General features: G+C 55.3%; 13 protein-coding genes. 8 read left to right on the top strand and 5 right to left on the bottom strand.

What is annotated here, in order from left to right; all coding sequences use genetic code 11:
• Positions 1-172 precede the first annotated feature (172 nt).
• A complete protein-coding gene (locus ACXAIA_RS17240) occupies positions 173-1,228 on the top strand; it encodes a hypothetical protein (RefSeq protein WP_475350422.1) in 1,056 nt (351 codons plus the stop codon).
• 43 nt (positions 1,229-1,271) lie between these two features.
• Here the strand turns inward: ACXAIA_RS17240 and ACXAIA_RS17235 are convergent, their stop codons facing one another.
• The gene (locus ACXAIA_RS17235; RefSeq protein ID WP_475350421.1) at positions 1,272-2,228 is read right to left on the bottom strand and encodes a proline dehydrogenase family protein; all 957 of its coding nucleotides are present in this window, start codon (positions 2,226-2,228) and stop codon (positions 1,272-1,274) included.
• Between the two features lie 136 nt (positions 2,229-2,364).
• Positions 2,365-3,957 (bottom strand): lysine--tRNA ligase, encoded by a 1,593-nt coding sequence (locus tag ACXAIA_RS17230; protein WP_475350420.1) that lies wholly within the window; start codon positions 3,955-3,957, stop codon positions 2,365-2,367.
• A 428-nt stretch (positions 3,958-4,385) separates the two neighbouring features.
• On the opposite strand from ACXAIA_RS17230, the gene ACXAIA_RS17225 reads away from it, so the two are divergent.
• The 5 genes from ACXAIA_RS17225 (at position 4,386) to ACXAIA_RS17205 (ending at position 11,101) form a co-directional block, all read left to right on the top strand.
• Complete coding sequence (locus ACXAIA_RS17225) at positions 4,386-5,444, top strand: sensor histidine kinase (RefSeq protein WP_475350419.1); 1,059 nt, start codon at positions 4,386-4,388, stop codon at positions 5,442-5,444.
• Between the two features lie 5 nt (positions 5,445-5,449).
• Positions 5,450-7,888: a two-component system response regulator gene (locus ACXAIA_RS17220; RefSeq protein ID WP_475350418.1), complete on the top strand. Its 2,439-nt coding sequence runs from the start codon at positions 5,450-5,452 to the stop codon at positions 7,886-7,888.
• Positions 7,889-8,053: 165 nt separating this feature from the next.
• Positions 8,054-10,129 (top strand): methyl-accepting chemotaxis protein, encoded by a 2,076-nt coding sequence (locus ACXAIA_RS17215; RefSeq protein WP_475350417.1) that lies wholly within the window; start codon positions 8,054-8,056, stop codon positions 10,127-10,129.
• Positions 10,130-10,268: 139 nt separating this feature from the next.
• Positions 10,269-10,676: an MAPEG family protein gene (locus ACXAIA_RS17210; protein WP_475350416.1), complete on the top strand. Its 408-nt coding sequence runs from the start codon at positions 10,269-10,271 to the stop codon at positions 10,674-10,676.
• Positions 10,676-11,101 carry a DUF1801 domain-containing protein gene (locus tag ACXAIA_RS17205; protein WP_475350415.1) on the top strand — a complete coding sequence of 142 codons (426 nt, stop codon included), beginning with the start codon at positions 10,676-10,678 and terminating at the stop codon, positions 11,099-11,101. The genes ACXAIA_RS17210 and ACXAIA_RS17205 overlap by 1 nt, the downstream gene beginning before the upstream one ends.
• Positions 11,102-11,107: 6 nt before the next feature.
• Here the strand turns inward: ACXAIA_RS17205 and ACXAIA_RS17200 are convergent, their stop codons facing one another.
• A complete protein-coding gene (locus ACXAIA_RS17200) occupies positions 11,108-11,566 on the bottom strand; it encodes a MarR family winged helix-turn-helix transcriptional regulator (RefSeq protein ID WP_475350414.1) in 459 nt (152 codons plus the stop codon).
• 286 nt (positions 11,567-11,852) lie between these two features.
• On the opposite strand from ACXAIA_RS17200, the gene ACXAIA_RS17195 reads away from it, so the two are divergent.
• Both ACXAIA_RS17195 and ACXAIA_RS17190 read left to right on the top strand, forming a co-directional pair.
• Positions 11,853-12,884 (top strand): alpha/beta hydrolase, encoded by a 1,032-nt coding sequence (locus ACXAIA_RS17195; protein ID WP_475350413.1) that lies wholly within the window; start codon positions 11,853-11,855, stop codon positions 12,882-12,884.
• A gap of 122 nt (positions 12,885-13,006) precedes the next feature.
• On the top strand, positions 13,007-13,432 hold the full coding sequence (locus ACXAIA_RS17190) for an organic hydroperoxide resistance protein (RefSeq protein ID WP_475350412.1): 426 nt from the start codon (positions 13,007-13,009) through the stop codon (positions 13,430-13,432).
• A gap of 89 nt (positions 13,433-13,521) precedes the next feature.
• On the opposite strand, the gene ACXAIA_RS17185 is transcribed toward ACXAIA_RS17190, so the two are convergent.
• Both ACXAIA_RS17185 and ACXAIA_RS17180 read right to left on the bottom strand, forming a co-directional pair.
• Positions 13,522-13,947: a hypothetical protein gene (locus ACXAIA_RS17185; protein ID WP_475350411.1), complete on the bottom strand. Its 426-nt coding sequence runs from the start codon at positions 13,945-13,947 to the stop codon at positions 13,522-13,524.
• Between the two features lie 41 nt (positions 13,948-13,988).
• Positions 13,989-15,614, bottom strand: coding sequence for a phospholipase D-like domain-containing protein (locus ACXAIA_RS17180; RefSeq protein ID WP_475350410.1), 1,626 nt, complete (start codon positions 15,612-15,614; stop codon positions 13,989-13,991).
• Positions 15,615-15,661 lie beyond the last annotated feature (47 nt).

Below are 15,661 nucleotides of genomic sequence, written 5' to 3'. Positions count from 1 at the left end.
TTAAGTAAGTTAACTCACTTAATACTGATTGCGACCATCCTGTCAATCGCCTTTTCACGGTCTTATTTCCCGATTAAGGCTATCGCGGCGTTTGAAAGCCCGTCCTTTGGCGTGTATCACTAAGCACATCGGACACACGCCACAACGGCACAAGACCAAAAACGGAGCCACCGTGAAAAACAATCAATTCACCCTTGCCGATATCCGAAATGCGGTATCGGCGGGCGTGCTCAGCGAAGAGGCCTTTGCACGGCTGGAAGGGTACCTGACCGAGCAAATCCAGGACTCCCCCGAAACAGAAAAATTCACCCTGTTTCGTGGCATGAATGACATCTTCATTGCGCTGGGCATCGCGGCACTGACCATTGGCTGGTTTGTGCTATGGGGCCTGCTTGCCAATGGTCCGGCCTTCTGGATCGCCCCACCGCTTGCCATGATGGCCTATGTTGCATTGGCGGAATATATCGCAGGCAAGCTCAAGGCGTCCCTGCCCTCGATCGCGATTATGGCCGCCCTTGGTGCGACATTGATGATCTACGCGATTGCGATTTACATGTCCTTTGCCGGACCGGCGGGGCAGCTATCGGATCTTGATACGGTCATTGATTTCGGCCAGCGGTCGATGAATGTGCTGGTCTTTGTTGCGGTGATCGGATTTGCCTTCCAGCTGGGCTTTTTCCTGCGTTATCGCCTGCCGGTCTCGTTTTCCCTGATTGCTGCTGGCATCGTCGGTGTCTTTTGGACAGCGCTTTTAGCGACCTTCGGCCCGGCGGCAGAGCCCTATATCCCCTATCTGATCACCGTCACAGGTATCTTGTTGCTCGCCCTTGCGATCTTTATCGACAGTCGCGATCCCAACCGGGTCAATGGCTGGGCGGAATGTGCGTTCTGGCTCTATGTCTTTGGCGCGCCGCTGACCATCCATTCGATTGCGGCAACGTTCGAGGCCGCCGCGCTTGCCATGATCCCGGTGATCATCATTGCCATGTTGCTCTCCCTCATCCTGGATCGCCGCTCGCCGATCATCAGCGGCCTGATCTATGTCGGCTATCTGCTGCAATCAGGGTTCGAGGGGGCGGCGATTGATCCGTCCATGACCATTGTTCTGGTCTGCTTTATCGTCGGCGGATTGGTGATGGCATTTGGTGTTGGCTGGCAACGTGCGCGGCACATCCTGCTTGCGCCATTTGAACATCATCCGCTGCGACGGTACCTGCCGCCTAGCTGATCGAAAATAGTGAGGCCAGCAACTTATGCTGGCCTCATTTTTTTTATCGATGAAGCCCAGACTTCAGCAACAGCGACAGATTGCGCGGGTTCTCCCCCACCCTGCGCCAGGCATAGGCCCACCAATCCTTGCCAAACGGCGCATAAAGCCGAAGGCGATACCCCTGCGCAACCAGTTCGCGTTGCAACGGCTGATTGACGCCATACAGCATCTCGAATTCGAACCGATCACGCGCCCAGCCATTTTGATCGGCAAGCCTTGCGATCTTAAGCACCAGTTCACGATGATGACTGCCAAAGACCGGGAAAAACCCGTTTTGCTTGGCGGACTCTGATAACATCATCCCGGCAAGGGCTAGGTAATTGGCATCAATTTCTGACCGCTCGGTAAAGGCCACACTGGCCGGCGGGGCCATTGCCCCCTTGACCAGTCGCACCATCGCACCGCGCTTGATCATTTCCGTCATGTCCGCCTTTGTCCGGTGCAGGCGGGCTTGCAGGGTCTGGGCAACCGGCACACCGGCGTCGCTTAACCGATGATGCAGCGCCAGCGTATCATCGACCATATCGAAATCTTCCATATCGATCATCAGCCGGACGGTTTGCGATGGGCCGGCCTTTGCCGCGAGATCGCGGATCTGACCGGCGATCTCATCAACATGTTTGGCCAGCACGGCTGCATCCTGCATGTAGCCCAGCTGGGACGGATCAATTGAGACATGCACATCAAGCCCGGCCTGACGCAGGCTTGGCATCACCGCACGCAACTGATCAACGGTTTCACGCACCTGCGCGATATCCGTGACATACTCGCCAAGATAAAAACTGGAAATCCCGATCCCGTTTTTTGACAGCGCCTTGGCCCGTGCGACATGCCCGACACCATCATTGGCACTGACGAACTGTGCGGCCAGTCCCGTTTTGCGGCCAACCGCCTCGCCAATCGCGCGCAGCGGCTTGGAACACGCGACCGCAATCATCGATTTCTGCCAAAAGCCCATCTCATTCAATTCCCTGCTGGTGACGCAAAGCCCCGCCATAACCGATCCGGTTGGCGAATTATTGAATGATATGACCCAAAACGCAAAACGGCCCGCCAGATGGCGAGCCGCTTGCAAGTTTTATCTGATCACGTGCTTACGCCGAAAGGTCTTCGCCCGCCAGCGCACGGTCGATCAGCGCAACGCTTTCATCAAGGCCGTAAAGCGCGATGAAGGAGCCCATGCGCGGACCCTGTTCCTGACCGAGCAGCACTTCATACAGCGCTTTGAACCAGTCGCGCAGGTTTTCATAATTGTGGTTTTTGCCCACGGTGAAAACTTCGGTCTGAATGTCGGCCGGCTCTGTGCCCGGGGCAACTTTCGACAGCGCATCGCGCAGGTCTTTAAGGGCGGCCTGCTCTGCCTCGGTCGGGGCACGGTATTTCTTCGTCGGTTTGACGAAGTCGCGGTAATAGTTGATGGCATAGCCGACCAGTTTATCAAGATACGGTGCCGTTTCCGGCGTCTCACCCGTGGCATAGCGCGAAATGAACTTCCACAGCAGGTCACGGTCATCGGTGTTACACACTGAAACCAGGTTCAGCAGGATGCCGAACGACAGCGGAATGTCACGATCCGGTGCGGTCCCGGCGTGAATGTGCCAAGCCGGGTTTTGCAGGATCTTGGTCGGGTCGGTTTCGGTTTTAAGCTTTTCGGCAAAGGTCAGATATTCATCCACGGTTTTCGGGATGACATCGAAATACAGACGCTTTGCGGTTTTCGGCTTCTGGAACATGAACAGCGACAGGCTGTCTTCCGGCGCATATTTCAGCCAGTCTTCCATCGAAAGGCCATTGCCCTTGGATTTGGAAATCTTCTGGGCGTTCTCATCAAGGAACAGCTCGTAGTTGAAGCCTTCCGGCGGAGTGCCGCCAAGTGCCTTGACGATCTTGTTGCCAAGCTCGACCGACGGAATAAGGTCCTTGCCGGCCATTTCATAATCAACGCCCAGCGCATACCAGCGCATCGCCCAGTCCGGCTTCCACTGCAGCTTGCAGTTGCCGCCCGTGACGAGCGTTTCGACAAGATCACCGGTTTCCGGATGTTCGTAAACGATGCCGCCGCTTTCCGGCTTAAGCTCGGTGACCTTGGCCATCAGGACCTTGTTGGTACCCGGCTCAACCGGCATGAACGGGCTATAGGTCGCGCGGCGTTCTTCACCCAAGGTCGGCAGCATGATTTTCTGGATCGCTTCATAGCGCTCGAGCAATCGCAGGAGTGCTTCGTCAAACATGCCCGACTTGTAGCAATCGGTCGATGATTTGAATTCATACTCAAACCCGAACCCATCCAGGAATTCGCGCAGCTTGGCATTGTTATGATGCGCAAAGCTTTCATGGGTGCCAAACGGATCGGGAACACTGGTCAGCGCCTTGCCAAGATGTTCAGCGACCATGTCCTTGTTCGGAATATTGTCCGGGACCTTGCGTAGGCCATCCATGTCATCGGAGAAGCAGAACAGCTTGGTCGGAATATCGCACATGGTCTCGAACGCACGACGGACATAGGTCGTACGTGCCACTTCGCCAAAGGTGCCAATGTGTGGCAGACCCGACGGACCATAACCGGTTTCAAAAAGGACATAGCCCTTTTCAGGCGCCTTCTGTTTATACCGCTTGACCAGCTTGCTGGCTTCCTGAAAGGCCCAGACGTTGCTGTTAAGTGCGGCATCTCGAAGATCGGCTGTCATTTTTGAAACCTTGTTTGTCAGTTGTATCGTTTAATTCTCGGGAAATATGCGTTGGGCCTAAACCCTCACACGCGATCACTCTGATCGCATGTTTGCGCGAAGCTATACCCCACTTCGGGCCAAGATCAAGCACCTGTTGCGCATGGCAGCCAAATAATCGCGGAATTGGTGGGGAAATCACCGAACTTTATTGCGGGCTTCTTGCTTGAAATACCCGATAAGCGGCTACACCTAAGTGTAGTTGAATTCCACCATTTGTATTCAAATATCCCTCCAAGGGACCCCACGCTTAAATCGCATAAATATTTCCTATGAAATACATATGGTTGAACCACAGTGCGGAATTATTATAAGTTAATACCTGTGATCAATTTCTAAGCGAAGGCAAACCCGACCGACGAACCAAGCACGAAGACTGGAGTGTGTTGATGTCGTTTGGAGAGACTGGTGAACACATCACCGCCAACGCCTTTCCGACGGGAAGTCCAGACCAAAGGTTTGAGCGCGTTGTTGAATACGCGCCAAATGCCATGATCCTGATCGGCACTGACGGGACCATGGAAATGGTCAATGCCCAGACCGAAATCATTTTCGGTTATGCCCGCAGTGAATTGCTCGGCCAACCGATCGAGATGCTTGTTCCCGACCGCTTTCGCGCCGGTCACCCCAAATTACGGGGATCCTATACAAATCATCCCAACCCGCGCCCGATGGGGGCCGGTCGGGATCTTTATGCCCTGCGCAAGGATGGCAGCGAATTCCCCGTCGAGATCGGCCTCAATCCGATTTCGGATGGGGAAAACCAGCAAATCCTTGCAGCGATCTCCGATATTTCCGAACGCAAGCACCGCGAAGAACAAATTGCCCGCTCCCTGCGTGAAAAGGAAACCCTGCTGTCTGAGGTTCACCACCGGGTGAAAAACAATCTGCAGATCATCCACAGTCTTCTCGATATGCAGACATCCTCGGTGATTGATATTCAGGCCCGCGAAGCCCTGATTGACAGTTGCAATCGCGTGCGCTCGATGGCGCAAATTCACCAGTCGCTCTATCAAAGCGAAGACATCGCCAAGGTCGATTTCGCCAATTTCTGTGAAGGGTTGATTTCATCCCTGCTGGCAACCTTCAACACCGACATTACCCGTGTTCGGGTCGAAAGCGACCTCGCCCAGGTTGAACTTGCCATTGATCAGGCGGTCCCGTGCGGCCTGATTGCCAATGAACTGATTACCAATGCGCTCAAGCACGGCTTCCCGGGTGGCAGCTCCGGGCAAATCGACGTATCGACCCGCATCAGTGACGGCGATGTTGTCACTTTGCGCGTGTCCGACAATGGGCGCGGCATGCCCGGTGGCTTTGACCCGGGACAAAGCGATGGCCTTGGCCTGCAGCTGATCGAACTTTTGGCCGCTCAGATTGGCGGCACACTTGATGTTGTTACCGAAGGTGAAACCACCTTTGTCATTACATTCACATTAGAGAAGTGATCGGGATGGAACATCCGATCCATGTCATGATTGTCGAGGATGAGCGGATCATCGCTCTGCATCTGCGCAAGCAGCTTGAAAAGCTCGGCTATAAACGCACAAGCGCCCATACACGCGGCGCAGACGCACTTGAGGCCATCGAACGTGACCCGCCCGACATCATCCTGATGGATATCCGCATTGGTGGCGATATCGATGGCATTGAAACCGCGGCCGGCATCCCGCCCAACCTGATGATCCCGGTGATTTATGTTTCGGCCCACTCCGAAGACGCGACACTGGCCCGCGCACAGAAAACCCGCCCCTATGGTTTTTTGATCAAACCGTTCTCAGATCGTGAATTGCACGCCACCATCCAGATGGCACTTGAACGCCGTGCGGCGGAACTTGCCCTTTCGGAAAGTCAGCATCGCCTGTCACTTGCCATGAATGCCGCCCAGATGAGCTGCTGGGAAATTGATGTCGGTTCACGGCAGATGCACAGCACCAGTCTTGGCAATTTCGACATGCTTCAGGAACCCGAAACCGTCACGGAAAGCTGGGATGCCTTCCTTGAACGGGTGGCGACCGAGGATCGCGATATGGTCCATAAGGCATTTGCCTATGCGGTTGCCCACGGCGAGTTTTACGACGTTGTCTTTCGCAGTCTTGATTGTGATGGCAACTATCGCTGGTTTCGGGCACGCGGCAAGTCATTTGGCGACGAGCGCAAGGGATCAAAACGTATCATCGGCATGATGCAGGACATCACCGATCAGCGCATGACCAAGGACAAACTGCGCGAAGCCATGACGGTGTTTGAAACCACCCAGGACGGCATTCTGATCCTTGACCCCGACCTGAATGTCACCAATGCCAATACCGCCTATTACCGTATTACCGGCGACAGCGAAGAAAACACGCTGGAAAAGCCGCCCTATTTCTTCTCGCCGGAGGAACATCCCGCCGAGTTCTTTCAGGAACTGTTTTCCGGCATCGGCGCGCGACGCCACTGGCACCGCGATCTGGATACGCGCAATGCCAAGGGCAACCCGATCTCGCTCGCCTTACAGGTCATCGCGGTTGAAAACGAAGACAACGAACTGACCCACTTTGTCATGATCGTCTCGGACCGCACCGCCATCCGCCAGGCCGAACAGGAATTGCACTATCTGGCCCAGTATGACGGGCTGACCAGCCTGCCCAACCGTCTGCTTGCGACGGACCGGCTGAACCGCGCCATCGAACGCTGTGAACCCAGCGGAACAATGGTGGCCTGCCTGTTTCTGGATATTGATAACTTCAAGACGATCAATGACACGCTGGGCCATGCGGCGGGTGATCAGGTCATTCTGATTGCCGCCACCCGGATCAAGGGCATTACCGAACGCACCGATACGATTTCCAGACTGGGTGGCGACGAATTCCTGATCATTCGCGAAAACATTCCCAATGAAACGGCGGCCACCAATCTGGCGCAAAAGATCATTCAGGAACTGCAACGCCCGTTCTATATCAGCGGTCATGAAATGAACATTTCGGCCAGTGTGGGCATTTCAATGTATCCGCTGCATGGCCATTCATCGCACGACCTGATCCGCCTTGCCGATACGGCAATGTATGCCGCCAAGGATCGCGGTCGGCGGACCTCTGCGCTGTATGAGCCGGAAATGACGGCCAATGCCGCCCATTACATGACCCGCTCGCTTGAACTGCGCCGCGGGCTTGAAAACGATGAATTGGCCCTGCATTACCAGCCGCAGATCGACGGGGCGAGTGGCGATATGGTCGGGGTCGAGGCGCTTTTGCGCTGGCACCACCCGACACAGGGGCTTGTCGGCCCGCATGAAATCATTCCGATTGCCGAGAAAAGCGGACTTATTCTTGAAATCGGCAGCTGGGTCATCCGCGAAGCCTGCAAACAGGCGCGTCAATGGCAGGATGAGTTTGGCGAGAAAATCCGCATATCTGTCAATGTCTCGGTGCGCCAGATGCAACAGCCAGGCTTTGCCGATACCGTTGCCCATGAACTGGCGATGGCGGGCCTTCCGGCCGATGACCTGGAAATCGAAGTCACCGAAAGCATGATCCAGGACGAAGCCAGCATGATCCAGACCCTGCATGAGTTGCGTGCGGTCGGGGTGTCGCTGGCGATTGATGATTTCGGCACGGGCTATTCCTGCCTGCGGTCGATCAAAAGCCTGCCGATCAGCCGTCTCAAGATCGACCGTGCCTTTGTCAAAGGCCTGCCCGATAACGGCGATGATGTCGCCCTGATCACAGCGATGCTGGCGATGGCCGATGCGCTGGGCCTGCAGGTTACGGCCGAAGGGGTCGAAACCAAAAAGCAGTATGCATTCCTGCGTGAAGTACCCGGCATCGAATTGCAGGGATTCCTGTTTGGCAAACCGATCCCGGCCAACGAAGTCTTTGCACCAGTTATCGGTAAAACCAGAAGATTCTAGTCCTTAGCGATTAAATCTACCTACAAGCTTCCCTTCCAACGCATTCCACTTTAGAATAAGTGCAATGCGTGCCGTGCCTGTTTGCCGGGCCAAGCCACTGAGCTGTCTGGCATATTTCCCATTTTAGAATTCGAATACGAAAGCATAGGTCGGAAGGACAGCCGAATGAACTTTTCCTCCCTGTCTCTCGGCGCGAAACTCACCCTCGTGAGTGCAGTGGCCATTGCGCTCTGCCTGATAGCAGGCATTTCCCTTCAAACCGTGCAAACCAACCAAACCACCGAGGAACTGATCGTCGGAGAAACCCGCGCCGTTGCGAACCATCACGCAGAACAGGCTGGCGGCGTTTTGAATGGCGGTATGCTGGTTGCCAAAAACCTTGCTGGCACCTTTCGTGCCGTCCGCGAAAAAGGGGGTGCGGATCGCAGTGCCTATAATGAAATTCTCAACCGCACGCTGATCGACAATCCGACCCTTGCCGGTGCTTGGTCCGGCTTCGAGCCCAATGCCCTTGACGGCAAGGATGCCGATTACAAGGACGAAGGCGAACCGTTTGGCGATGGCAGTGGCCAATACGTGACCTATTACTATAATTTCGGTGAGGGCATTACGCCCTATCACCTGACCGGCCTTGATAATCCCGAGGTCAATGAATATTACACCGCCCCGCGCGATACCAATCAGCCCTATGTCACCGATGCCATCACCTATGACATTCAGGGGCGTGACGTTGTTCTGACCTCGTTTGTTTATCCGGTGCAAGACCCAAGTGGTCAGTTTCTTGGCGTTCTGGGCGTGGATCTTGAACTCAACGCGCTTTCCGAACGGTTCTCCGAACTCACACCATTTGGCAACGGTACGGTCAACCTTGTATCGGCCCAAGGCACATGGGTGGCACACGAAGATCCGGAAATTCGCGGAACCACGCTTGATCCCGAGAACAGCACCCATGCCGCCATTCTAGACGCGATGAAAACCGGCACACCAAGCCGCATCGATGACGACAGCACCATGCACATGATTGTCCCGGTCGAAATCGCCGGATACCCCAATCAGTGGGGCGTGGTCGTCAATGTGCCACTGGCAACGGTCTATGCGCCGGCGAATAATCTGCGCAACACAACCCTGATTGGCGGCCTGATCCTGCTTGCCATTGTGATTGCCGTTGTTCTTATGTCGACCAGAAGCCTCGTGTCCCGCCCGATGACCCGTGTCGCGGGTGTCATCGATCATCTTCAGAAAGGACAGTTTGACGTCACTGTGCCCTATCTGAAACGCGAAGATGAAATCGGGGCAATTGCCAAGGCGCTTGAGGCCTTCAAAGAAGCCTCCGCTGGCATGCAGATGGCTGAACGCGAAAAGCTTGAAGCCGAACAGAAGGCCAGCGATGCGCGTAACCGCACGCGACTGCAGATGGCCAACGAATTTGAAAAGTCGGTCGGGTCCATCGTTGTCAATGTTTCTGACAGTGCGGGCAACATGGAAACCGTATCACGCCAGATGCGCCGTGCCGCCGATGAAAGCTCGGAACAGGCGGTTGTCGTTGCCGCGGCTGCGGACGAAGCAAGCGCCAATGTCCAGACCGTGGCCTCTGCCACCGAAGAACTGTCTGCCTCTATCCAGGAAATCAGTTCCCAGGTCGCGAAGTCGTCGGATATCTCCAGCACGGCTGTTGACGAAGCATCACGCGCCAATGCCATGGTCACCGGCCTTGCCGAGGCCGCAGATCGCATTGGCGAAGTCGTCAGCCTGATCAATGACATTGCCGCCCAGACCAACCTTCTGGCACTTAATGCCACGATCGAGGCGGCCCGTGCCGGTGAAGCGGGCAAGGGCTTTGCTGTTGTGGCCCAGGAAGTCAAAAACCTTGCCAATCAGACGGCCAAGGCGACCGAGGACATTGCCCAGCAGATCGGCTCCATCCAGTCCGAGACGCAAAATACAGTCGGGGCGATTGAACGGGTGACGGAAACCATTTCCAGCATCAATGAAATTGCCACGGCCATTGCCTCTGCGGTCGAGGAACAGGGCGCTGCCACCGCCGAAATTTCCGGCAATGTGCAACAGGCTGCCGCAGGCACGAACGAGGTATCTTCTTCCATCGGAATTGTGCGCAACACATCGCAGGAAACCGGTGAAGCAGCCTCCAACGTGCAGGCAGGTGCAACCCAACTTGCCGAAGAAGCCCGCAATCTTGATGAACAGGTCAAAAACTTCCTTGATCGCCTGCGGAACATCTAGGCTTCCGGGAAGTTCAAGTAACACACCACAAAGGACGGCATCTGTTTGGGTGCCGTCCTTTTGTTTGATCAACACGTCATTCAGTGATTGAATTACCCTCACCTATTACAATTTGCCCCAACAAATCGGGAAACCGTTCATGCTGCCACTTCCTGTAACAATCTGCATAACTGCCGTCTTCGTTCTGATGCTGACCGTGCTCAGCCTGATGGTTTCCGTCCGGCGCTTTCAGCTCAATACCCTCAGTGGCGATGGCGATGACAGCACCCTGCGTCGGCGCATTCGCGCGCATGGCAATTTTGTCGAGAATGCCCCGCTTTGTGTTCTTCTGGTGCTTGCCATTGAGGCGATCCTGGCGACATCTGACAGCATCTGGATTGTTGCGGCCATTCTGATCGCAAGCCGGATTTTGCATGCGATTGGTACGCTTAAACGTTCCAAAAGGATCATCGCACCGGCCATGGTCATGCAACACATCACCCTGGCAATTTGTGGCGTCTGGCTGCTGATCCAGTCCTTTGGCAACCTGAGTTCTGCAGGTATGTGATGGGTTCAGGGGATTTCGCCAGCTCCGACGTTGCAGCAAAATTCAATGCCTGCCCGGCTGCGGCCCGGCGCGCCTTGATGTCGATACGCGACTGGATCTTTGAACTGGCTGGCGAAATCGACGGGGTTGGTCCCGTAGCCGAAAGCCTTAAATGGGGGGAACCGGCCTGGCGCCCGAAATCGGGATCGGGCATTACCATCCGGGCCGACTGGAAACCCAAGACACCCGATCAGGTAATGATCTTTTTTGATTGCAAAACCGACCTGATTGATCGCACGCGCAGTCTGCTCTCAGACGACCTTGCCACCGAAGGCAACCGTGCGATCCTCCTCCCCCTTGATCGCCCCCTGCCCGAACCGGCGATCAAAACCGCCCTTGGCTGGGCGCTGACCTACCACCGCGATCGCAAGACGCCCGGCAAATAACCCCGATCAAAGCTTTTGAACAACCGCGTCAATCTGATCACGCATGGTGCGCAAATCGCGGTTCAACCGTTTGGCGGTTTCAATATCAAGGCCGGTCGCCTCAAGAATGCAGGTCGGAATTTCTTCGGCCTTGGCGCGGAGCGCCTTTCCCGCCTCGGTTAAGCTGACGCGCACAGACCGCTCATCCTTTGGATCACGCTTTCTGTTTACCAGACCAGCAGTTTCAAGACGCTTGAGCAAAGGCGTCAGTGTGCTTGATTCCAGATACATCTTTTCACCGATGTGGCGCACCGACTGATTGTCTTCCTCCCACAAAGCGACCATCACCAAATACTGTGGATATGTCAGGCCCAGACCATCCAGCAGTGACTTATAGATGCGGTTAAACGCATGACTTGCCGAGTAAACCGAGAAGCACAGGAACTTCTCGAGCTGGAGCAAATCGTCTTTGGAACCGTCATTCATCGGTCTTGTCCTGTCTGTCTGGTTGGCTGTGTGACTACAGTTTTTGCGGAACCTAGCAAAACTGCCCGGCGGCGCCAAACACCATTCATGAGAATGGCGGCATCAAGAACGGGCATCAAAAAAATCAAAGCCATATAATTTATATCGTTCGCGATTTAATCACAAGCGATTTTATTGCATGGCTGACTTTCTCAATTTTATATCGTGCACGATTTAATTGTGTGCGATTAATAATTCAACAGAACGTAACGCCGCCCATCGGACGGCCCAGTAAAGGATAAGACCCATGAGCCCATTCAAATCAAAAGTTGCCGCTGCTGCATTCGCACTTTCCGCAACATTGGCAAGCTCTGCTGCCACCGCAGATCCGGTTCTTGAACCTGCAACCCAGGACTTCATCAACGTTCTTGAAGCATCTGGTGGACCGGCCATCTACACCCTGACCCCGGCTGAAGCCCGCACTGTACTTTCTGGCGCGCAGTCTGGCGAAATCGACAAACCCGCCGTTGATATCACGGACACCGTGTTTGGCGTTGGCCCGACCGGCGCAACCAAAGTCCGCATCATTCGCCCGGCGGGCAACACTGATCGCCTTCCTGTCATTGTCTATTTTCATGGCGCTGGCTGGGTGATGGGCGATACCGGCACCCACGACCGACTGGTACGTGAACTGGCTGTGCGCGCCAATGCGGCCTTGGTGTTTGTTGATTACGAACGCTCCCCCGAGGCCCGCTATCCGATTGCGATCGAGCAGGATTATGCTGTCACCCAATACGTTGCTGATCACAGTGAACAGCTTAATGTCGATCCGACCCGTCTGGCAATCGCAGGCGACAGCGTTGGAGGCAACATGACAGCCGTGGTGTCGCTACTGGCACAAGAACGCAACGGCCCGGAAATCTCAGCCCAGGTTCTGTTTTACCCGGTAACCGACGCTGATTTCGGCAACGGATCCTACACCGAATTTGCCAATGGTCCGTGGTTGACCGAGCCCGCGATGCAATGGTTCTGGAACCAGTACCTGCCCGAAGGCGTTGATCGTACGGATCCGAAAATTACCCCGATCCATGCAAGCACCGATCAGCTTTCCGGACAGGCCCCGGCCCTTGTGATCACCGCAGAAAACGACGTCCTGCGTGACGAAGGCGAGGCATACGCCCGCAAACTCAGCCAGGCTGGCGTTGATGTCACCGTTACCCGCTACAACGGCACGATCCATGACTTTGTCATGCTCAATGCCCTTGCTGACACCCCGGCCGCCAAAGCAGCCATCGCACAGGCCGGTCAGTACCTGCACAACGCCTTGCACGGCGAGTGACACAAAACTTTCACCCTCTTTCGGGCAGGTGCTCTTGCACCTGTCCACACCCGGCGACATATCAAGGTAACGCAGCCGGGTTCTCACCAAGTCGAACCAACGTTCAAACAAAGGATGAAACCATGTCTGTTGATGTAAAATATACCGCAAGCGCTTCTGCCACCGGCGGCCGTGATGGCCGGGCGAAAACCGAAGACGGCTCGCTTGATGTCAAGCTGACGACCCCCAAGGAACTTGGCGGCGCAGGCGGTGAGGGCAATAACCCCGAACAGCTGTTTGCCATGGGCTATTCGGCCTGCTTTATCGGTGCGATGAAATTCGTCTCGTCCCAGGGCGGCCCGAAGGTGCCCGATGATGTTTCGGTTACGGCCGAAGTCGGGATCGGCCCGCGCGACGCCGGCGGCTTTGGCCTTGCCGTGACGCTGAATGTGTCGCTTCCGGGCCTTGATAAGGCCGAGGCGGAAAAACTCGTCGAGGAAGCCCACAAGATTTGCCCATACTCCAATGCAACGCGCGGCAATGTCGATGTCAAATCCGTGATCGCGTAAAGCACAAGCTCCCCCCTGCTGGTCAGCTCCCCCCAAACTGCTGACCGGCAATTTCAGGCCCGGTGTTACCCCGCACCGGGCCTTTTCTTTTATTTTGGTGCACTGGCAAGCGCAGCTGCGACCTGCAACTGTCCTTGATACAGCACGTTTCCAAGTGCCTGCTCAAAATTGTTGTCGTGTTCTTGCTCGCGCTTGACGCTATCGGCTTTCTGACCTTGTGACACAGTGCCGGTATTCTTGACCGCATCACTATCGGTCTGCGCGAGTTTTGCGACAATGGCGTCCACACCGTTAAACGCGCTTTCAAGAACAGTAACCGCATTACTCGCCGTGGCAAGCTGCTCCTTCGTCGGAGGAGACGAAAATACCACCGCTGCATCAAGCTTCTTCGCGGCCTCTTCAAAGGTGCCATAAGCAGCCTGCATCTGTTTGACTTCCTTCTCAGGACGTCCGGTAACCGTTTGGTATTGCTTCCACGCCTGCTGTGACAGGGTCTGATAAACATTGCTACTCATGATATCCTCTTTTCAACTTTGCACCTCCGCCCCGGCACGGCCTACATGTAGGCCGAAACCATCGTTCCGTTGGTCGCAAGGCTGCGCCACGCCTGAACCGACGTCGGGTTGATAAAATCATCGATCTGCAGTGGCACGGCACGCGCGAGCCCATTCGTTCCCAGATTGGCAGGGTTAGCCGCAGCATCGCCGGTCCACGCTGCACCGACACCTGCCGTGGCAGCGGCCGCTGCCGTTGGCATCTGCCAGTGATTGAAAAGTTGCGCACGAACCGCTTGTGGAAACACATTTGTCGGATCATCGACTTCAAGCGTTATTTCACCGTCATATTGCATACTGCGATATGTCCAGTTGCTGGTGCCAACCAGAACGTACCGGTCATCAAACAGGGCCAACTTCGAATGCAGATAGGTCCAGTGATCCGATACGCGCGCATGATTATTCTGCGGCGCATACATTACGGACCCCGTGGGTGTTAGATTCCAGATATCGCGAAACCAGACGCGTCTCTGCGCGCCTGTGGCATCGGTATATTGCAATCGAAAGCCGTTGACCGGATTAAAAACCGCTGTTTGGCCGGGCTGGAAACCAAGTTTCTGGACGACCGGTCCGTTGACACCCGCTGTTGGATAGGTAACCGGGGCACTCCGCAACCACGCAGACCACGTATCGACGGCATCAAAGCTCACGAAATCGGCAAGGCCGAGCTCAACAAACGTGTAAAACATCATATAGGAGAAGATCTCGAAACCTTCCTGAGTCCGGTTGCGCGGATGATTGACCATCGGAATAACCGGAATTTGCCCGGCGCCCGGCGCCCGGCGGGCCGCTAAGGCACTGACCAGCTGCGGATCGGTTAGCGCATAGTTTTCCAGATAGGCGAACTGCCCCGCCCCGGCGATCCGGGCCAACATATGTGTGCGAATATCGGTCTCAGGCGGGTTGGCTTCGATGTTGGTGGTAAACATGGACATGGTCATGCCCCCCATCACAGGGGCCGCCGGGATGATGACACCATTGGGGGCCGGTGCCGGGTTTTGTTTGTTCCAACGCCGCAGCCACTCGGCCTCAATATCGTCGACGATCACGCCTGTCACACGAAGCGCCGTGTCATGCCAGTGATTGACCGGGTCATGTTGATCAGATGAAAGATACTTCTGTGCCAGGTTCATCCCGCCAACAAATGCTTCCTTGAGAGGCCCGGTACAGGCGATAACGATTTTCTGATGCGTACTCATCCCGATATGTCGACGCCCGCCATAACTCTCCATATACATCTGGATCGGGCGATATCCGACAACCGCGCCATTGCGCTGATTAGCGTTCTGAACCCATCGGTTCATCGCCCAGTTTGACGACATTTCCGGATTGAAAGTATTCACCGCTGTCGTGCCGTACCAAGCAATCAACTGCACCGGGATGCCAAGCGTGGCAATGTCTTCAAGCATGTCGCACAAATAGCGCCCCTGCATCGCGACACCGGCAAGGGATGTGCATGCTGGCAAGAATGTATCGGGCGAAAACTGCCAAAAGGCCATCCGAACAAACTGGTTCCCGCCACCACCCGTTAGACGGATGGATTCCAGTGTCTGGTGAAGCCGCTCAAAATAGGCATCTCCATCCAGCAGGAAATCAGCACCATTAGTGCCCGCTCGCGTGACCTGCATGTCTCATCCTTCATCTGAATTTCATTCTGATTGTTTGAATGACGCAC

It is taken from the genome of Thalassospira sp. ABL2_045, from assembly GCF_056161285.1.
This window is presented reverse-complemented; position numbering and strand designations above follow the sequence as displayed.